Raw genomic sequence first — 14,407 nt, 5'->3', positions numbered from 1 at the left:
CCCGGCATGCCCGCCGAACGCGCCAAGGCCTGACGAACCGACCGGTTCGGGAGTGGCCGATTCCTTTTCGTGGCGGGTGCGGTCTACAAGGTAGGAGGCGCGACGGCTGGGTCGGTCTCTCTCATGTAAGCCGAGAAGGAAAGGCCGATCGCCGATGAGCGTCCCCGCGACCATGCGCGCGCTGCAGCAGATCTCCCTCAACGGCCCGCAGGACATGCGCCTGATCACCGATGCGCCGGTGCCGCGCCCCGGCCGGGATGAGGTCCTGATCCGCGTCACCGCGGCCGGGGTCAACTTCGCCGACGTCTCGAAGGCGCACGGCACGTTCGCAGGCGGTCCGCGGCCGCCGTACCTGGCGGGTTTCGAGGCGGCCGGCGAGGTCGTCGCGGTGGGCGGGGCGGTGACCGGCCCGCAACCGGGGGCCCGGGTCGTCGGTGTCGGAACCGGCGCCTTCGCCGAGTTCATGGTCCTGCCCGCGGCCGGTGCGGTGCCGGTGCCGACGGGCTGGACGGAGCAGCAGGCGCTGGGTCTGGTCGTGAACTGGCCCACCGCGCTGGCGGCGCTCAAGCCTCTTGGCGGGATCTCTCCGGGGCAGGTCGTGCTGATCCAGGCCGCGGCGGGCGGGACCGGCCAGGCCGCGGTGCGGCTGGCCAAGCACTACGGTGCGACGGTCATCGCCACCGCCTCGCCCGGCAAGCACGAGACGGTGCTGGCGCTGGGAGCCGACCACGTCCTGGACTCCCTCGGCGGCGACCTCACCGCCGAGGTGATGGAGCTGACCGGCGGTTCCGGCGTCGATGTGGTTCTGGAGTCTGCCGGCGGCGCCGCCTTCGCCGCCGGCCTGGCCACGGCCAAGCGGGTCACCGGGAAGGTCATCGTCTACGGCACGGCAGGCGGCGAAGCGCCGATCACCAACTGGGAACTGGTGTACAAGCACCAGGTCCAGATCATCGGCCTGAACATCGGCGTGCTGATCCAGGCCGCACCGCAGATCTTCGGCGAGCTGATGGGGGAGCTGTCCGCGCTGATCGCGGCCGGCGTCCTCGCCCCCGGCCAGCCCACCGCCTATGACCTGGCCGACGGCCCGAAAGCGCTGACGGAACTGGAAGCCCGCGCCACCGTCGGCAAACTGGCCCTGCTGCCCTGAGAAACCCCTAATGCCGCGCTGGTGCCGTCGCACACCGGAGGCTTCCATGACAGGAGTTGAAACAGATGACCGCAGCCGTGGAACCGGCCTCTGAGCAGACGGCGCGATTCGTCGTGATGTATGACACCCCCTCCGACATCGACGTGTTCGAACGGCACTACAGAGACGTCCACATCCCGTTGGCGAAACGGTATCCGGGCCTGCGTCGCTTCACGCGCAGTCATGACCCCGCGGCCGTCATCGGCGAACCCTGCTACATGGTCGTGATGCTCGACTGGGACGACATGGCCGCGCTGGAGGCCGCGCTCGGCTCCGAGATCGGGCGGCGCACCGCCGAGGACGCCGCAACGAACCTGGCCCCCTACGCCGCCTTCCGGGGCATGATCCTGCAGCTCGATGAGGTCTGATCGCGGACGCCGCCTCTGCGGAAGGGCGCCCGCGTCATCGGCAGCGGCCGACGCGGGCCGGGCGTCGTCGGCTGCGCCGGCACGCGGACCGCGCCCGAAGTGCCACGTGGCTAGGCTCGCGGCGTGACATCGGATCTGCGGGCGGCACCGAATCGAGACCGGTTCACCGCCGAGACCGAGCGGTTCCGCCGCGAGCTGCTGGCGCACTGCTACCGCATGGTCGGCTCGGCGCACGATGCCGAGGACCTGGTGCAGGAGAGCTACCTGCGGGCGTGGCGGTCCTACTCGGGTTTCGAAGGCCGGGCGTCGATCCGGTCCTGGCTCTACAAGATCGCCACCAACGTCTGCCTGACGGCGTTGAAGCCGCGCCCGATCCGGGTGCTGCCCTCGGGGCTGGCCGGCCCGGACGACCGCCCCGATCACCCGCCGAACCCTCTTGCGCCGGGCGAGGTCTCGTGGCTGGAACCGCTGCCGGACGCATGGATCGCCCCGCCCGCCGACGATCCCGCCGCGGTGATGGTCGAACGCGAGTCGGTGCGGCTGGCGCTCATCGCGAGCCTGCAGCACCTGCCCGCCCGCCAGCGCGCGATCCTCATCCTGCGCGAAGTGCTGGCGTTCTCGGCGGCCGAGACCGCGGAGATCCTCGACACCACCACGGCGGCGGTCAAGAGCGGCCTGCAGCGCGCCCGTGCCCGGCTGGACGAACTGGAGCCGGACCCCGAGCGACTGCTCGAACCGACCGACCAAAGGGCACGCGCGCTGCTCGACGGCTACATCGCGGCCTTCGAGCGCTCCGATGCCGGCCTGATGGAACAGGTGCTGCGCGCGGACGCCACGCTGGAGGCGACGCCATTCCGCGACTGGCAGTCGGGAAAGGCGATGTGCATCCGCATGCTCGACGCGTACGTGCTGGGCGCACCGGGCGACTGGCGGATGCTCGCCACTGTGGCCAACGGCCAACCCGCCGCCGTCGTATACCACCGCGATGCCGACGGCGCGCTCCGAGCCGACGGCGTAGTGCTCCTGGCCCCTACCGCCACCGGCGTCTCGAGCGTGGTCAAGTTCCACGATCCCGCACTGGTCACGACGTTCGGCTTCCCAGACGTCCTCGCACCCTGACCAACTGACCACGGCGGTGCCGGTCAGGCGGTGGTTCTGGTGTTGGGGGCGGCTGCTGAGTCGACCCACCACAGGGCGGCCAGCGCTACGGCCTGCACGCTCAGGACGACCGGTACCAGGGCGGCGTGGGCGTGGCCGTAGAGGGCGCCGAGGGCTGCTCCGCCGACGAGCCAGGCGGTTCCGTAGACCGCGGCGAAGGCGCCGTAGGCCGTCGGGCGGCGTGCGGCCGGGACGAGGTCGGCGACCGCCGCCCGCATCGTCGACTCCTGTACGCCCATCGCCGCGCCCCACAGCGCCGCGCCCGCCAGCACCGGGAACAGCGAGCCGGCGAACGCCAGTGCGGTGCCGGCGCCGGCCAGCACCGGCAGCGTCACCAGGACGCGCAGACCCCACCGGTCGAACAGCCGGCCCGTCGCCAGCGCCGCCACCGCGTCGACCGCCATCGCCCCGGCGTACACCAGAGGCACCGCCTGTGGCCTCAGCAGGTCCGCCTCCACCAAGTGGAACCCGATCAGCCCGAACGTGGCGAACCCCGCCATCGTCACGGCGGAGAACACCGCGTAGCGCCAGAAGACCCGGCCCAGCCCCGCCAGCGGAGCACGGCCGCGCACCGCCGCGGATCCCAGCGCCGGAGTCTCGGCGGGTGTCCGCTCGGCGCCGTCCTCGTAGACCCGCGGGTCGGGGACGCGGTGGGCCAGCCAGAGGAGAACGATCATGACCGCGATGCCGGGGACCGCCAGGATCGCGAAGCCCAGGCTGTACCCGTGCCAGGCGACCGCCGCCGCGACCAGCAGCGGACCCGCGAACGCGCCCGTCTGGTCCAGCGCTTCGTGCACGGCGAACGCCGTCCCGCGTCCCATCGGGCTTCCGGCGTGGGAGAGCAGCGTGTCCTTGGCCGGGCTGCGTGTGGCCTTGCCCACCCGTTCGGCCACCACGAGCACGCATGCCCCGGCGAGCCCGACCGGGAGCGCCAGCGCCGGCACCGCCACGACCGTCAGGCCGTACCCGGCGATCGTCCAGGCCCAGTACCGGCCCGACCACTCCGCCGCCGGGCCGCTCACCAGCCGGAGAACCAGGCCCGCCGCCTCGCCGGCGCCCGTCACCACTCCCACCAGGACGGCGCCCGCGCCGAGCGATCCCAGATAGGGACCGGTGATCGATCGGGCCCCCTCGTAGACGGCGTCCGCCAGGAGGCTGACCACACCGAAGACCACGACGAACCGCCACGGCGACAACGCCGCAGCCCGTCCGGAAGCCGCCCGCTCGGCGCCGGCCCCCGAAGCATCACCGGTGTGTTCGCGAGCGTTATCGCCGGCCATGGGCTTCTCCTACCGGGCATACAAGAGGGACACAAGGTAGGGACTGTTGGCGGAGCCAACCACGCGGTCGCGCACTTGTGGCCGCAGGCGCTGGTGCTGACCGGCATCGTGCGTCTCTGCTACGCAACTCCTTACGCTACGCCTCCCGTAGCGGTGGCTGGAGTTCGCCGAGTACCGGGGAAACAAACGCCCCGGTACTGTCCGAATGCCTAGAGGTCGAGCATCAGTGCGCGGTGGTCGGACACCTCAGGCCGGGCGATGATCTCGAACCGCCGGACGGCGCCGGGGTCGGAGATCAGCATGTAGCTCGCGTGGCGTAGCGGCTTGGGGTAGCGCGACGTTCTCGTGTCGGCGTCCTTGACGAGGTCGACCAGGCCGAGCTTGGCGAGGATCTGGAACGTCTCGCTGCCGGGCAGCAGGTTCAGGTCGCCGCAGACCACGGTCAGGTCGCCATCTTGGCGGATGCCGGTGATGAGGTCGGCGAGTCGGTCGGCCTGTGCTCTCCGGGCGGGAGTGTCGGCCTTCCCGTTCGGATCCCGCAGGCCGTGCAGGTGGGCGATGGTGACGAACCGCTGGGCCCGGCGGTCGAAGACACGCAGTGCCTGGGCGGCGCGGGGGCGGTCACCGGTTGGCCAGTGGCTCCGGTACTCGACGTAGTCGCCGTGCACGAAGGCCGTTCGGATGCCGACGAGGGGATAGGCGGGGGCCGTGAGGGCCATCAGTCCGAACTCCTGCTGATGCAGGTCGCCGGCCTGATCCTGGACGGGGCCGGCGTCGCTGGGGGTGAAGACCGCGTGGTGCCCGGGAAACAGCGAACGGACGTCGGAGAGGAGATCCGCCCGCTGTGGCAGTGACCTTTCGGCGTCGTCGAAGCGCGTCCAGCCGTTGGCGGTCGGGGTGTGGGTCGCCTCCTGGAGGCAGAGGACGTCGGTGTCGTTGGTGGCGAGCCAGCGGCTGAGGTCGTCGAACATCGCGCCGCCCCAGGCGTTGAGAGAGATGATCCGCACGGGACACGAACCTAGCCCCGCGGGGCAGGGCGATGGCCGTCCTAGGCCCGGCGGAGCTTCGTCGCGTGCGATCGGGCGGTGGCCGCGGTGGCCGCGTCGCCGAGGGCCTCGGCCACGGCGGCGTGCTTGAGCCAGTTGAACGGGCTGGCGGGCCGTATGCTGATCCGCTCGCTGACCAGGACGCGGGCCAGATCGAGGCGGCCGGACCGGAGGGCGGCCTCCAGCAGGGTCTTCTGCAGCGCGTCGCGTTGCGCGTGGCTGCCGCCGAATTCGTTGACGCGGTGCCTGACGGGGGCGAGGAGGTCGACGGCGGCGGCGTAGTCGCCGCGGCCGAAGGCCACCAGGGCGCGGCAGGCCGGGAGGCCGACGCGTGCGGTCATCGCCTGGTTGGTGACATCGGGCAGGGGAGCGGCCAGGTAGGACTCGCGGTCGGCGATCAGCCGGTCGGCGTCGCCGAAGCGGCCGGCGCCGACGAAGGACATCACCGCGTGCATGTCGTTGAACGCGTAGAACGGTTCCCGGGCTTTGGGCGCCCATCCGTCGGCCAGGGCGTTCCACCTCGCGGTCTGGTCATCGCCTTCGAGGAGCAGCCGCCAGAGCAGGGCGGCGGCGTCCAGCAGCTCCATCGCGGTGCCCGTCGACTCCGGGCCGTGGAGCACGGCGTCGTAGATCTCCAGGGCCCGGGCCGCGTCCCCCGCCTCCAGTGCGTAGAGCGCGTAGTGCCACCACGCGTGCACGTTGAAGAACGTGCCGGTCGACCAGTCGGCCAGACGTTCGTCCATGTAGCCGATTCCTCGCCGGAACCGGCCCTGCATCTCGTAGGTGTGGACGACCGCGTGGATGCCCCACACGTCCTTGGGGTGGAGTTCGACCGCGCGCAGGCCGACCTCCTCTGACCGGTCGTAGTGGCCCGCCTCCTCCAACCCGAAGGCGTACATGCCGAGCAGGTGACCGAAGTGCCGGTCGGCCTCGCTCCACGCCGTCAGCGCACCGCCGACCCGGTCGCGCAGTGCCCGGGCGTCTCCGGTGAAGTAGTCGATCTGATGGCCGAGGAACAGCGCCAGGACGTCCCGCGGGTACTCCTCGCTGATCTGGCCGAGCAGCCGGCCGCAGCCGAGGAAGTCGCCCTTCACCAGGCGCTCGAGCGCCGCGACGTGCGCGCGTTCCCGGGTAAGCAGCCCGGAGCCGTCCACGCGCGACCGGAAGCGCTGGAACCGTTCCGCCGCGGCCTGCGCGTTGTCGGGCTCGGTGCTCAGCAGTCCGAGGTACACCGACAGGACGTTGCCCAGGGGGAAGTCGGGATCCGCTTCGAGCGCCCGCTTTGCCTCGGCGTCCACCTCTGGACGGAAGTGCAGCAGTTCATGGACGGCGTTGTCGTAGTGTTCGAGTGCGGCGCGGCTGCCCGTCCCGATGGCCAGCCCGTGCTCGTCGGTCTTCATGGTCGTCAGGAGTCCGTCGGACGCTCGACGTCCGCCCACAGGCTGGGAAGGTTGACCACGATCCCCTCCTGCGTGCTGCGTGCGATGACCACGACCGCCTCCTCGTCGGGGGACGGGTTCTCCTCGCGGTGCGGGACATAGGGCGGGACGAAGATGTAGTCGCCCGGCCGGGTCTCGACGCGGACCTCCTCGGCGCCCTCGGCGAAGACGAAGACCGGGCGGCCGGAGACGACGTAGATCGCCGTTTCGGCCTCGCCGTGGTGATGGTCGCCCGAACTGGTCGCGGGCGCGACGTGGGTGCGGCCCATCCAGAGCCGTTCGGAGCCCACGCTCCTGCCCGAGATCGCCTCGTACCTTCGCATTCCCGGGGTCTGCGCGGTGTCGGGGTCCAGGCCGGATCCGCGGACATGCTCGATGCGCCCATGCCAGGCGGCCGTCCCCCGTGCGTGATCGGTCACCGGTGTTCCTTCTGTCGGCCGTTCCGCTGGAGATGGGCAGGCGGAACGTTCCTTGCGAGGACGATTCAGCCTTGCACGTGATCGTCCATGCGGGCAACAAGCCCTCGCCGACACCGATGCACCCCCTCATCGCGTTCGCGTCCCGGCGAAGCCCTGTCGGCCGGCAGGGCTTCGCCGGGCCGGGGTGGCGAACCGAGGTCGGAGGCGGCGGCCTCAGGTCGTGGCCCGCACCAGCTCGTTGACTTCGGGCAGGACGGTGTCGGCGACCCGGACCAGCCGCTCGATCATGCCGTCGACCTTTCTGCGGACAATTTTGCGAACTGGATTGTTGACAATCTGGTGGGCGCCTCACATGCTGAGGGCGGCCCGCCTTCCCGAGGCGCCTCCGCCGCACCCTCCGTAGCGTCCTGCCGGATCGGCGAGGGGGAGCGGCCACCCAGAGATGAGGTAGAGCATGTCCACACGTCCACCGGAGAGTTCGGCATCGCTCCTGGTCGTCAGCGCCCACGCCGGCGACTTCGTCTGGCGCGCGGGCGGCGCGATCGCGCTGGCCGCCGAGCGGGGCGAGAGGGCCACCGTGGTCTGCCTGAGCTACGGCGAGCGCGGTGAGTCCGCCCGCGCCTGGCGCGAGGGCAAGGGGCTGGCGGAGATCAAGGAGATCCGCCGGGCCGAGGCCGAGAACGCGGCACGGGCCCTCGGGGCGGAGGTCGTCTTCCTGGACGCCGGCGACTACCCCTTGCGGGAGACCCCCGAACTCGTCGACCGCCTCGTCCGCATCTACCGCGACGTTGCCCCGAGCGTCGTCCTGACCCACACCCTCGCCGACCCCTACAACGGCGACCACCCGGCCGCCGCACGCATGGCCCTGCAGGCGCGCGTGCTGGCTCAGGCGATCGGATACGACGCACCGGGGGAGCCGCTCGGTGCGCCGCCGGTGTTCTGCTTCGAACCGCACCAGCCGGAGATGTGCGATTTCCATCCCGACGTCCTGCTCGACATCACGTCCACGTTCGAGCGCAAGCGCACCGCGATGGAATGCCTGCCCGCCCAGCAGCACATGTGGGACTACTACACCGATCTGGCCCGGCGGCGCGGCGTGCAGTTGAAGCGGAACGCGGGGCCGAACCTCGGCCTCCCGCACGCCACGATGGGTGAGGCCTACACGCGGCTCTACCCGCAGGTCACGGGAGTGCTGGCATGAGCGGCGGCCGGATTCGGGAGGGGTCCTGATGGACAAGGTGATCGTCACCGACCCGCCGCGCGCCCCGCTGGACCGGGTCGACGCGCTCGCCGCGTACGGCGTGGCCACCGTCCACGAGGCGCTCGGCCGCCGCGGCTACACCGGGCCGGGCATCCGGCCGGTGCACCTCGGCTCGCGCATCGGCGGGACGGCCGTGACCGCGCTGTGCTGGCCCGGCGACAACCTCATGATCCACGCGGCGGTCGAGCAGTGCCGCCCCGGCGACGTCCTGGTCGTCACGACGACCTCGCCTTGCACGGACGGTCTGTTCGGCGAGCTGTTCGCCACCGCGCTGATGGAGCGGGGGGTGCGCGGGCTGGTCACCACGACCGGTGTCCGCGACGTCGCCGACCTGCACCGTCTCGGCTTCCCCGTGTGGTCCGCCGCGGTGAGCGCCCAGGGGACCGTCAAGGCCACCGCCGGATCCGTCAACACACCCGTCGTCGTCGGCGGGCAGCGGATCTGCGCGGGCGACGCCGTCCTGGCGGACGACGACGGAGTGGTGTGCGTCCCCCGGGCGTTGGTCGACCTGGCTCTGACGAGGTCCCGGGCCCGCGCGGAGAAGGAGGAGGCCACACGCGCCGCCTTCCGGAAGGGCGAACTCGGCCTGGACCGGTACGGGTTGCGGGCCACGCTCGACCGGCTCGGCGTGCGCTACCTCACCGCTCAGGAGTACGAGGCTGAGCGCGCGGCCGAGGAAGGCGGGACGGGGGCCACCCCGTGACGGCGGGAACGGCGGACGGCGGTGTGCGCTGCATGCTCCTGCGCGGAGGCACCTCCAAGGGCGCGTACTTCCTCGCCGATGACCTTCCCGCCGACCCCGCGGAACGGGACGATCTGCTGCTGCGCGTCATGGGGACGCCCGATGCCCGGCAGATCGACGGGCTGGGCGGGGCGACCTCCCTGACCAGCAAGGTCGCGGTCGTCTCGCGCTCCGCCCGCCCCGGCGCCGACGTCGACTACCTCTTCCTCCAGGTCGGCGTGGACGAGGCCGTGGTCAGCGACCGCCAGAACTGCGGCAACCTCCTGGCGGGGGTGGGCCAGTTCGCGGTGGAGCGGGGGCTCGTCCCCGCCGGCGACCCGGAGACCGTGGTGCGCGTCCGCATGGTCAACTCCGGCAGCGTGGCCCGCACGCGGTTCCCCACCCCGGGGGGCGCCGTGCGGTACTCCGGAGGCACCGCGATCGCCGGCGTCCCGGGGACGGCGGCGCCGGTGGTGCTGGAGTTCGCCGACACCGTCGGGTCGGCGACCGGGCGGCTGCTCCCCACCGGCAGCGTGCGGGACGTGATCGACGGGACACCCGTCACCTGCGTCGACAACGGCATGCCGGTGGTCGTCGCCGCGGCCGCGTCGTTCGGCCTGAGCGGCCACGAGTCCCACGGCGAACTGGCCGCCGACCAGCGGCTGCTGGAACGCGTCGACCGGTTGCGGATCCGGGCCGGTGCGCTGATGGGGCTGGGGGACGTCACCGCGTCGTCCATACCGAAGACCACGCTCGTGGCCGAGCCGAGGGACGGCGGCATGCTCGCCACCCGGACCTTCATCCCCGTCAGTCCGCACACCGCGATCGGCGTGCTGGGCGCCATCTCCGCCGTGACCGCGGTGCGCCTCCCCGGCGCCGTCGGCCACGACCTCACCGCGTCCTGGCCGGCCGGCGGCACCCGGGTGGACGTCGAACACCCCACGGGGCACCTGGTGATCGAGGTGGACGTCGACCCGAGCACCGATCCGCCCGCGGTGCGGCGCAGCGGCGTCGTGCGGACCGCGCGCAAGCTGTTCGACGGGACGACGTTCCCCCGCGGCTGAGGATCCACGCCGTCTCCCGTGTGCGGAGGTCCGATTGCGGAAGGGCTTGGTCGAGATCGTGCGCGCACAGTCAGTTGCCGACGAGCGGGTTCCGTTCAAGCCCTTCCGCGGCCTCGCTCAGCCGCCGAACTGCCCCAGCGCCGGCTCGTCGCTCTCGCCGAGGGCCCTGATCACGTCGAGGACGTGGTCGCGCATGGCCGTCTCGGCGGCGTCGGCGTCCCCGGCGGCGACCGCCGCGATGATCTCCAGGTGCTGGGGCAGGGACTGCCCGGACCGCCCGGGGCGCAGGGCCAGCCGGAAGCGGTGCCGGACCAGTTGCGCGTGCATCCCTTCGAGCATCTCCTTCGCGACCGGCTGGGCCGCGATCTCCCGGATCTGGGTGTGCAGCCGCTCGTTCAGCTGCGAGTACTGGAGCGGATCGCCGTTCCGGACGGCCGCCTCCATGCTCGCGCCGATCGCGCGCAACCGCGCGGCGCCGTCCTCGGTGATGTTCTCCGCGGCCTTGCGCGCGCACAGGCCCTCCAGCACCATGCGGCACTCGTACATCGCGATCGCCTCGGCGACGGTGACCACGCGGACCCGGGCGCCGCGGTTCCTGATCCGCTCGACGAGCCTCTCGGCGGTGAGCTCCACGAGCGCCGCGCGCACGGCCGAACGCTTCACCTGGAGCAGTTCGGCGAGGTCGCTTTCCACGAGCCGCTGCCCGGGGGCCATCTCGCCGGCGAGGATCAGCGCGCGCAGACGGTCCGCCGGACTCTGGTCGTCACCGGCCGGACCGCTGCCTGGGGACACCAAGGGGACTCTCCCTCCGGCTGCCCGCCGGATCTCGACGGGCGACTATATGGGCAACAATATTAGCGCCATTCCATCGGGATCGGGCGGTCGGAACTCCGCACCGCGGCCCGCAAGCCATCGGGGTGCGCGAGGACGGTTCCGCGCAGTGCGGCGTCCACAATCGATCGGGGCGAGTTGGCCGCTCCGGGCCGGACGGTGAGAACCGGGCCTCTCAGGCTCCGCGCGGTGAGCGTTGTTCTTGCAGGGGAGCGTCCCAGGTGGCCGTGATGTCACGGGCGACATCACGGAGGAGGTCGATGAGCATGTCCGCGAGTGGTGTGAGGCTGGCGTCGGCTCTGGTCACTGCGTAGAGCTGGCGGTAGGGCCTGGGGTGGGCCAGTTCGCGAGGGGTGGTGCCAGGCGCATGCGTCAGGGCCAGGCGCGAGACCAGGGCCACCGCGATGCCCGTGCCGACGAGTGCTTGGGCGACGTCGTAGGACTCGGTCTCGAAGCGCACGGCGGGAGTGAAGCCCGCCTCGCGGGCGGCGTCGTGGAACTGTTCGCGGGCGGCATGGCCCGCCAGGATGGACACCCACGATTCGCCGCGCAGTTGTTCCAGGTGGAGCTCGGTGTCCGCGGGCTGCCCGGTGGCCAGTGGATGGTCGTCGGGGAGGACCACGACCATCGGGTCCGACAGGAGCGGGTGGGCCCGCAGGTGCGGGGGCGGCACGAGCGGCGTGCCCCAGGACGCGACGACGGCGACGTCCAAGCGCCCCGCGCTGATCTCGTCCGCTCCCCGTCCGGACACCACGTCGATGACGGAGACGTCGGCGTCCGGATGGCGGTGCCGCAGAGCCGTCAGGGCCGGTGGCAGCAGGTGCAGGGCGGCCGCCTGGAACGTCCCGATCCGCAGGCGGAGCGAGAGGTGGCCGAGCAGTGCGGCCAGTTCCGCCTCGGCCCTGTCCGATGCCTCCTCCACGGTTCGGCCGTGGGAGGCGAGCAGCGCGCCGGCCGCGGTGAGCGTCGCTCCGCGAGGACCCCGGATGACCAAGGGCACCTGCCAGTCGCGCTCGGCCTTGGCCACCTGCTGGGTGACCGCCGCGGGCGTGAGGCGAAGTGCGTGAGCCGCCGCCGCCAGGGAGCCGTGCCGCTCGATCAGCGCGAGAAGCCGCAGCTGCCCCGGATCGACAAGCATTCATTAATGCTAACGCTGAACCATCACTTTTAACTTCTCTTAGGGGATGCGAGGCGGGAAGCCTGGTGGTGCACCCATCGGCTGCAATCCCCGGAAAAGGTTCATTCCCATGCCCACGCATGTGCCCGTCTTCGTCGTCACCACCTTGCGCGCCCTGGTGTCGCAGCCGGCCGTCCTGCGGGGCCTCAGCGTGACCACCGGCGTCGTCCTGCTGGAGCTGGGCACCGCGGTGGCGGCAGGCCTCTGAGGGCCGACGGCACGGGAGGGAGGAAGCCGCATGACGTACGCCGTGGCACCGGACGGAACGCGCATCGCCTACCAGTTCCAGGGCCTGGGGGCGCCGCTGGTCCTGTTGGCGGGCCAGGCCAACGACCACCACTGGTGGGATGCGGTTCGCGCCGACTTCCATTCCGCTCGCAGCACCCTCACGCTCGACTACCGCGGCACCGGCGACAGCGACAAGCCCGACATGCCCTACAGCGCCGAACTGCTCGCTCAGGACGTCATCGCCGTCCTCGACGAACTCGGCATCGACCGGGCCGACGTCTACGGCACGTCCATGGGCGGACGGGTGGCCCAGCAGCTCGCGGCCCGCCACCCCCACCGGGTAGCCGCCCTGGTGCTCGGCTGCACCTCACCCGGCGGCCCGCACAGCGTCGAACGCGGCAACGACGTCCGCCGAGCCCTGGCGCAACCTCGGCCCGAAGCCGCGCGGCAGGCCCTGCTGGAGCTGATGTACACCCCGCGATGGCTCGCCTCCCACCCCGGCCCGCACCACACCCTCGGCGACCCCCGCATGCCTCCCTACGCCCGGCGCCGCCACCTCGTGGCCAGCAACCAGCACAACGCCTGGGACCTCCTGCCGGACATCAGCGCCCCCACCCTGGTCGTCCACGGCACCGACGACCTGCTCAACCCCGCCGCCAACGCACCCCTGCTCGCCGCCCGCATCCCCGGCGCCCGACTGCACCTGATATCCGGCGCCCGGCACGCCTACTTCGAAGAGTTCCGCACCCACGCGAGCCCTCTCGTCCTCGACTTCCTCACCACCACGCCCAAGCCGTAACCGCCCACAGGGTCGGCACGTCTGTGCGGGGAGCCGGCCGATCGGGCGATCGCGGACGGCCGATGGGGTCGGCCAGTTCGTCGTACGTCACTCCGGTGGCCGGCCATCGCGCGTTGACCAGGGCCGGCGCAAAGGCTCACCGGTCGGAGGCCGGGGCGTCATGGTCGCCTCTAACCCTCTATCTCTGTTTGACAAGTTAGATGCTGAATGGCACCTTCCTTCCTAACCAGTAAGTGACTTTTAGCCGGTTAGGGGACGTTCGGATGCAGCGGGATCGTGTGGCGCGGGCGGCGCTGGCGGCGCAGGCGGTGTCGTTCGGCTTGAACTTCTCGGCGGGTGTCTTCTTCGCACCGGCCTCCGCCTCCTACGGGCTGTCCGCCGCGACGCCGGCGCTCGCGGCCGGGATCGCCATCGCGTTGACCGGCCTGGCGCAGCCATTGGTGGGCGTTCTGCTCGACCGGGTGGGAGCGAGGCTGGTCCTGCTGACCGGACTGACTCTGATCTCCAGCGGCTACGTGGCCTTGGCGGCCGTCCAGCAGGCCTGGCAGTTCATCGCCGCCTACGTGGTCCTCGGCGGCCTGGGCTTCGCGGCCTCGTCCAGCCTGGCCGTCACCACGCTGATCGGCCGCCGGTACGGCGACCAGGCCGGTCCGGCCCTGGCCCGCGCATCGGTGGGCGTCAACCTCGGCCAGTTGCTCGCCCCGTGGGCGGCGACGGTGCTCCTGGAGCCGGTCGGCGTACGAGGGACATACCTGGCGCTCGGCCTCGCCGGCCTGACGGTCACCGCCGCGCTGGCGACGATCCTGCCCCGGGACGGCCGCGGGCGGAACGCCCCCGCACCGGCCGCCGCCAACGCCCTGCGCGGCAGAGGCCGCGTGCTGACGTCCTTCGCCCTGCACTCGGCGTCGCTTTACATGCTGGTCCTGCTGCTGCCGAAGTACGCCACCGAACTGGGCTGGTCGGCCACGCACGCCGGACGGCTGATCACCCTCAGCGCTCTCACCGCGGGACTCACCGCGCTGGCCACCGCCCGGCTGCTGCACCGGTTCGGCCCCGAACTCCTGCTGCGCACGCTGCACATGGTCCGGGCCGTGGCCCTGGTGCTGGCGGCGACCGCCACCGGGCCCGCCGTCCTCACCGCCGTGGCGGTGCTCTTCGGGGCGGCCTCCTTCACCGTGATCCCGCTGACGATGACGCTGCTGACCCGCGGCCTCGACCGGGCCCGGCTCGGCCGGGCGCTGGCCCCGGCATGGCTGATCCACCAGCTCTCGGCCGGCACCGCACTGGCCGTGGCCGCCGCCGTCCACGCCCTGTCCGGCAGCTACCGGGGCGCCTTCGCCCTCGGCGTCCTGCTCAGCCTCACCGCCGCCGCGCTGATCGCGCCCGCGGCCCCCAGACCCGTGGCGACCGCCACGCAATCCCGCTGAACA

The 14,407-nt window shown here is 71.9% G+C and carries 15 protein-coding genes; 9 read left to right on the top strand and 6 right to left on the bottom strand.

All coding sequences use genetic code 11. The features are described from left to right. Positions 1-154 precede the first annotated feature (154 nt). The 3 genes from AB0C21_RS27675 (at position 155) to AB0C21_RS27665 (ending at position 2,673) form a co-directional block, all read left to right on the top strand. A complete protein-coding gene (locus AB0C21_RS27675) occupies positions 155-1,147 on the top strand; it encodes a zinc-binding dehydrogenase (RefSeq protein WP_500208075.1) in 993 nt (330 codons plus the stop codon). Between the two features lie 65 nt (positions 1,148-1,212). Further along, on the top strand, positions 1,213-1,554 hold the full coding sequence (locus AB0C21_RS27670; RefSeq protein WP_500208073.1) for an EthD family reductase: 342 nt from the start codon (positions 1,213-1,215) through the stop codon (positions 1,552-1,554). Between the two features lie 123 nt (positions 1,555-1,677). Then, a complete protein-coding gene (locus AB0C21_RS27665) occupies positions 1,678-2,673 on the top strand; it encodes an RNA polymerase subunit sigma-70 (RefSeq protein WP_500208072.1) in 996 nt (331 codons plus the stop codon). Positions 2,674-2,696: 23 nt separating this feature from the next. On the opposite strand, the gene AB0C21_RS27660 is transcribed toward AB0C21_RS27665, so the two are convergent. The 4 genes from AB0C21_RS27660 to AB0C21_RS27645 all read right to left on the bottom strand — a co-directional run bounded on the left by AB0C21_RS27660 (position 2,697) and on the right by AB0C21_RS27645 (position 6,896). Then, positions 2,697-3,992, bottom strand: a complete 1,296-nt coding sequence (locus tag AB0C21_RS27660) for an MFS transporter (RefSeq protein ID WP_500208070.1) — start codon at positions 3,990-3,992, stop codon at positions 2,697-2,699. Between the two features lie 209 nt (positions 3,993-4,201). Further along, positions 4,202-4,999, bottom strand: a complete 798-nt coding sequence (locus AB0C21_RS27655; protein ID WP_500208069.1) for an endonuclease/exonuclease/phosphatase family protein — start codon at positions 4,997-4,999, stop codon at positions 4,202-4,204. Between the two features lie 41 nt (positions 5,000-5,040). After that, entirely contained in the window at positions 5,041-6,438 is a 1,398-nt protein-coding gene (locus AB0C21_RS27650; protein WP_500208067.1) for a tetratricopeptide repeat protein, read from the bottom strand. Positions 6,439-6,443: 5 nt separating this feature from the next. Continuing rightward, positions 6,444-6,896: a cupin domain-containing protein gene (locus tag AB0C21_RS27645; protein WP_500208065.1), complete on the bottom strand. Its 453-nt coding sequence runs from the start codon at positions 6,894-6,896 to the stop codon at positions 6,444-6,446. A gap of 454 nt (positions 6,897-7,350) precedes the next feature. Between AB0C21_RS27645 and AB0C21_RS27640 the strand changes: the two genes are divergently transcribed. The 3 genes from AB0C21_RS27640 to AB0C21_RS27630 are packed head-to-tail and all read left to right on the top strand — an operon-like array spanning position 7,351 to position 9,942. Continuing rightward, positions 7,351-8,097, top strand: a complete 747-nt coding sequence (locus tag AB0C21_RS27640) for a PIG-L deacetylase family protein (RefSeq protein ID WP_500208063.1) — start codon at positions 7,351-7,353, stop codon at positions 8,095-8,097. A gap of 28 nt (positions 8,098-8,125) precedes the next feature. After that, positions 8,126-8,860 carry a 4-carboxy-4-hydroxy-2-oxoadipate aldolase/oxaloacetate decarboxylase gene (locus AB0C21_RS27635; RefSeq protein WP_500208061.1) on the top strand — a complete coding sequence of 245 codons (735 nt, stop codon included), beginning with the start codon at positions 8,126-8,128 and terminating at the stop codon, positions 8,858-8,860. Beyond that, positions 8,857-9,942: a 4-oxalomesaconate tautomerase gene (locus AB0C21_RS27630; protein ID WP_500208060.1), complete on the top strand. Its 1,086-nt coding sequence runs from the start codon at positions 8,857-8,859 to the stop codon at positions 9,940-9,942. Before AB0C21_RS27635 ends, AB0C21_RS27630 begins: the two co-directional genes overlap by 4 nt. Before the next feature lie 117 nt (positions 9,943-10,059). On the opposite strand, the gene AB0C21_RS27625 is transcribed toward AB0C21_RS27630, so the two are convergent. Further along, positions 10,060-10,734, bottom strand: a complete 675-nt coding sequence (locus tag AB0C21_RS27625; RefSeq protein WP_500208058.1) for a GntR family transcriptional regulator — start codon at positions 10,732-10,734, stop codon at positions 10,060-10,062. A 214-nt stretch (positions 10,735-10,948) separates the two neighbouring features. Beyond that, entirely contained in the window at positions 10,949-11,911 is a 963-nt protein-coding gene (locus tag AB0C21_RS27620) for a LysR family transcriptional regulator (protein ID WP_500208056.1), read from the bottom strand. 109 nt (positions 11,912-12,020) lie between these two features. Here AB0C21_RS27620 and AB0C21_RS27615 point away from each other — a divergent pair, with 109 nt between their 5' ends. The 3 genes from AB0C21_RS27615 to AB0C21_RS27605 all read left to right on the top strand — a co-directional run bounded on the left by AB0C21_RS27615 (position 12,021) and on the right by AB0C21_RS27605 (position 14,404). Beyond that, on the top strand, positions 12,021-12,158 hold the full coding sequence (locus tag AB0C21_RS27615) for a hypothetical protein (protein WP_500208054.1): 138 nt from the start codon (positions 12,021-12,023) through the stop codon (positions 12,156-12,158). 30 nt (positions 12,159-12,188) lie between these two features. Continuing rightward, the gene (locus AB0C21_RS27610; RefSeq protein WP_500208052.1) at positions 12,189-12,977 is read left to right on the top strand and encodes an alpha/beta fold hydrolase; all 789 of its coding nucleotides are present in this window, start codon (positions 12,189-12,191) and stop codon (positions 12,975-12,977) included. 263 nt (positions 12,978-13,240) lie between these two features. Further along, entirely contained in the window at positions 13,241-14,404 is a 1,164-nt protein-coding gene (locus AB0C21_RS27605) for an MFS transporter (RefSeq protein WP_500208050.1), read from the top strand. Positions 14,405-14,407 lie beyond the last annotated feature (3 nt).

It is taken from the genome of Spirillospora sp. NPDC049024 (assembly GCF_040649235.1).
Classification (GTDB): Bacteria; Actinomycetota; Actinomycetes; order Streptosporangiales; family Streptosporangiaceae; genus Spirillospora.
Note: the sequence above shows the minus strand (reverse complement) of the source record. Positions and strands in the feature narration are given on the sequence as shown.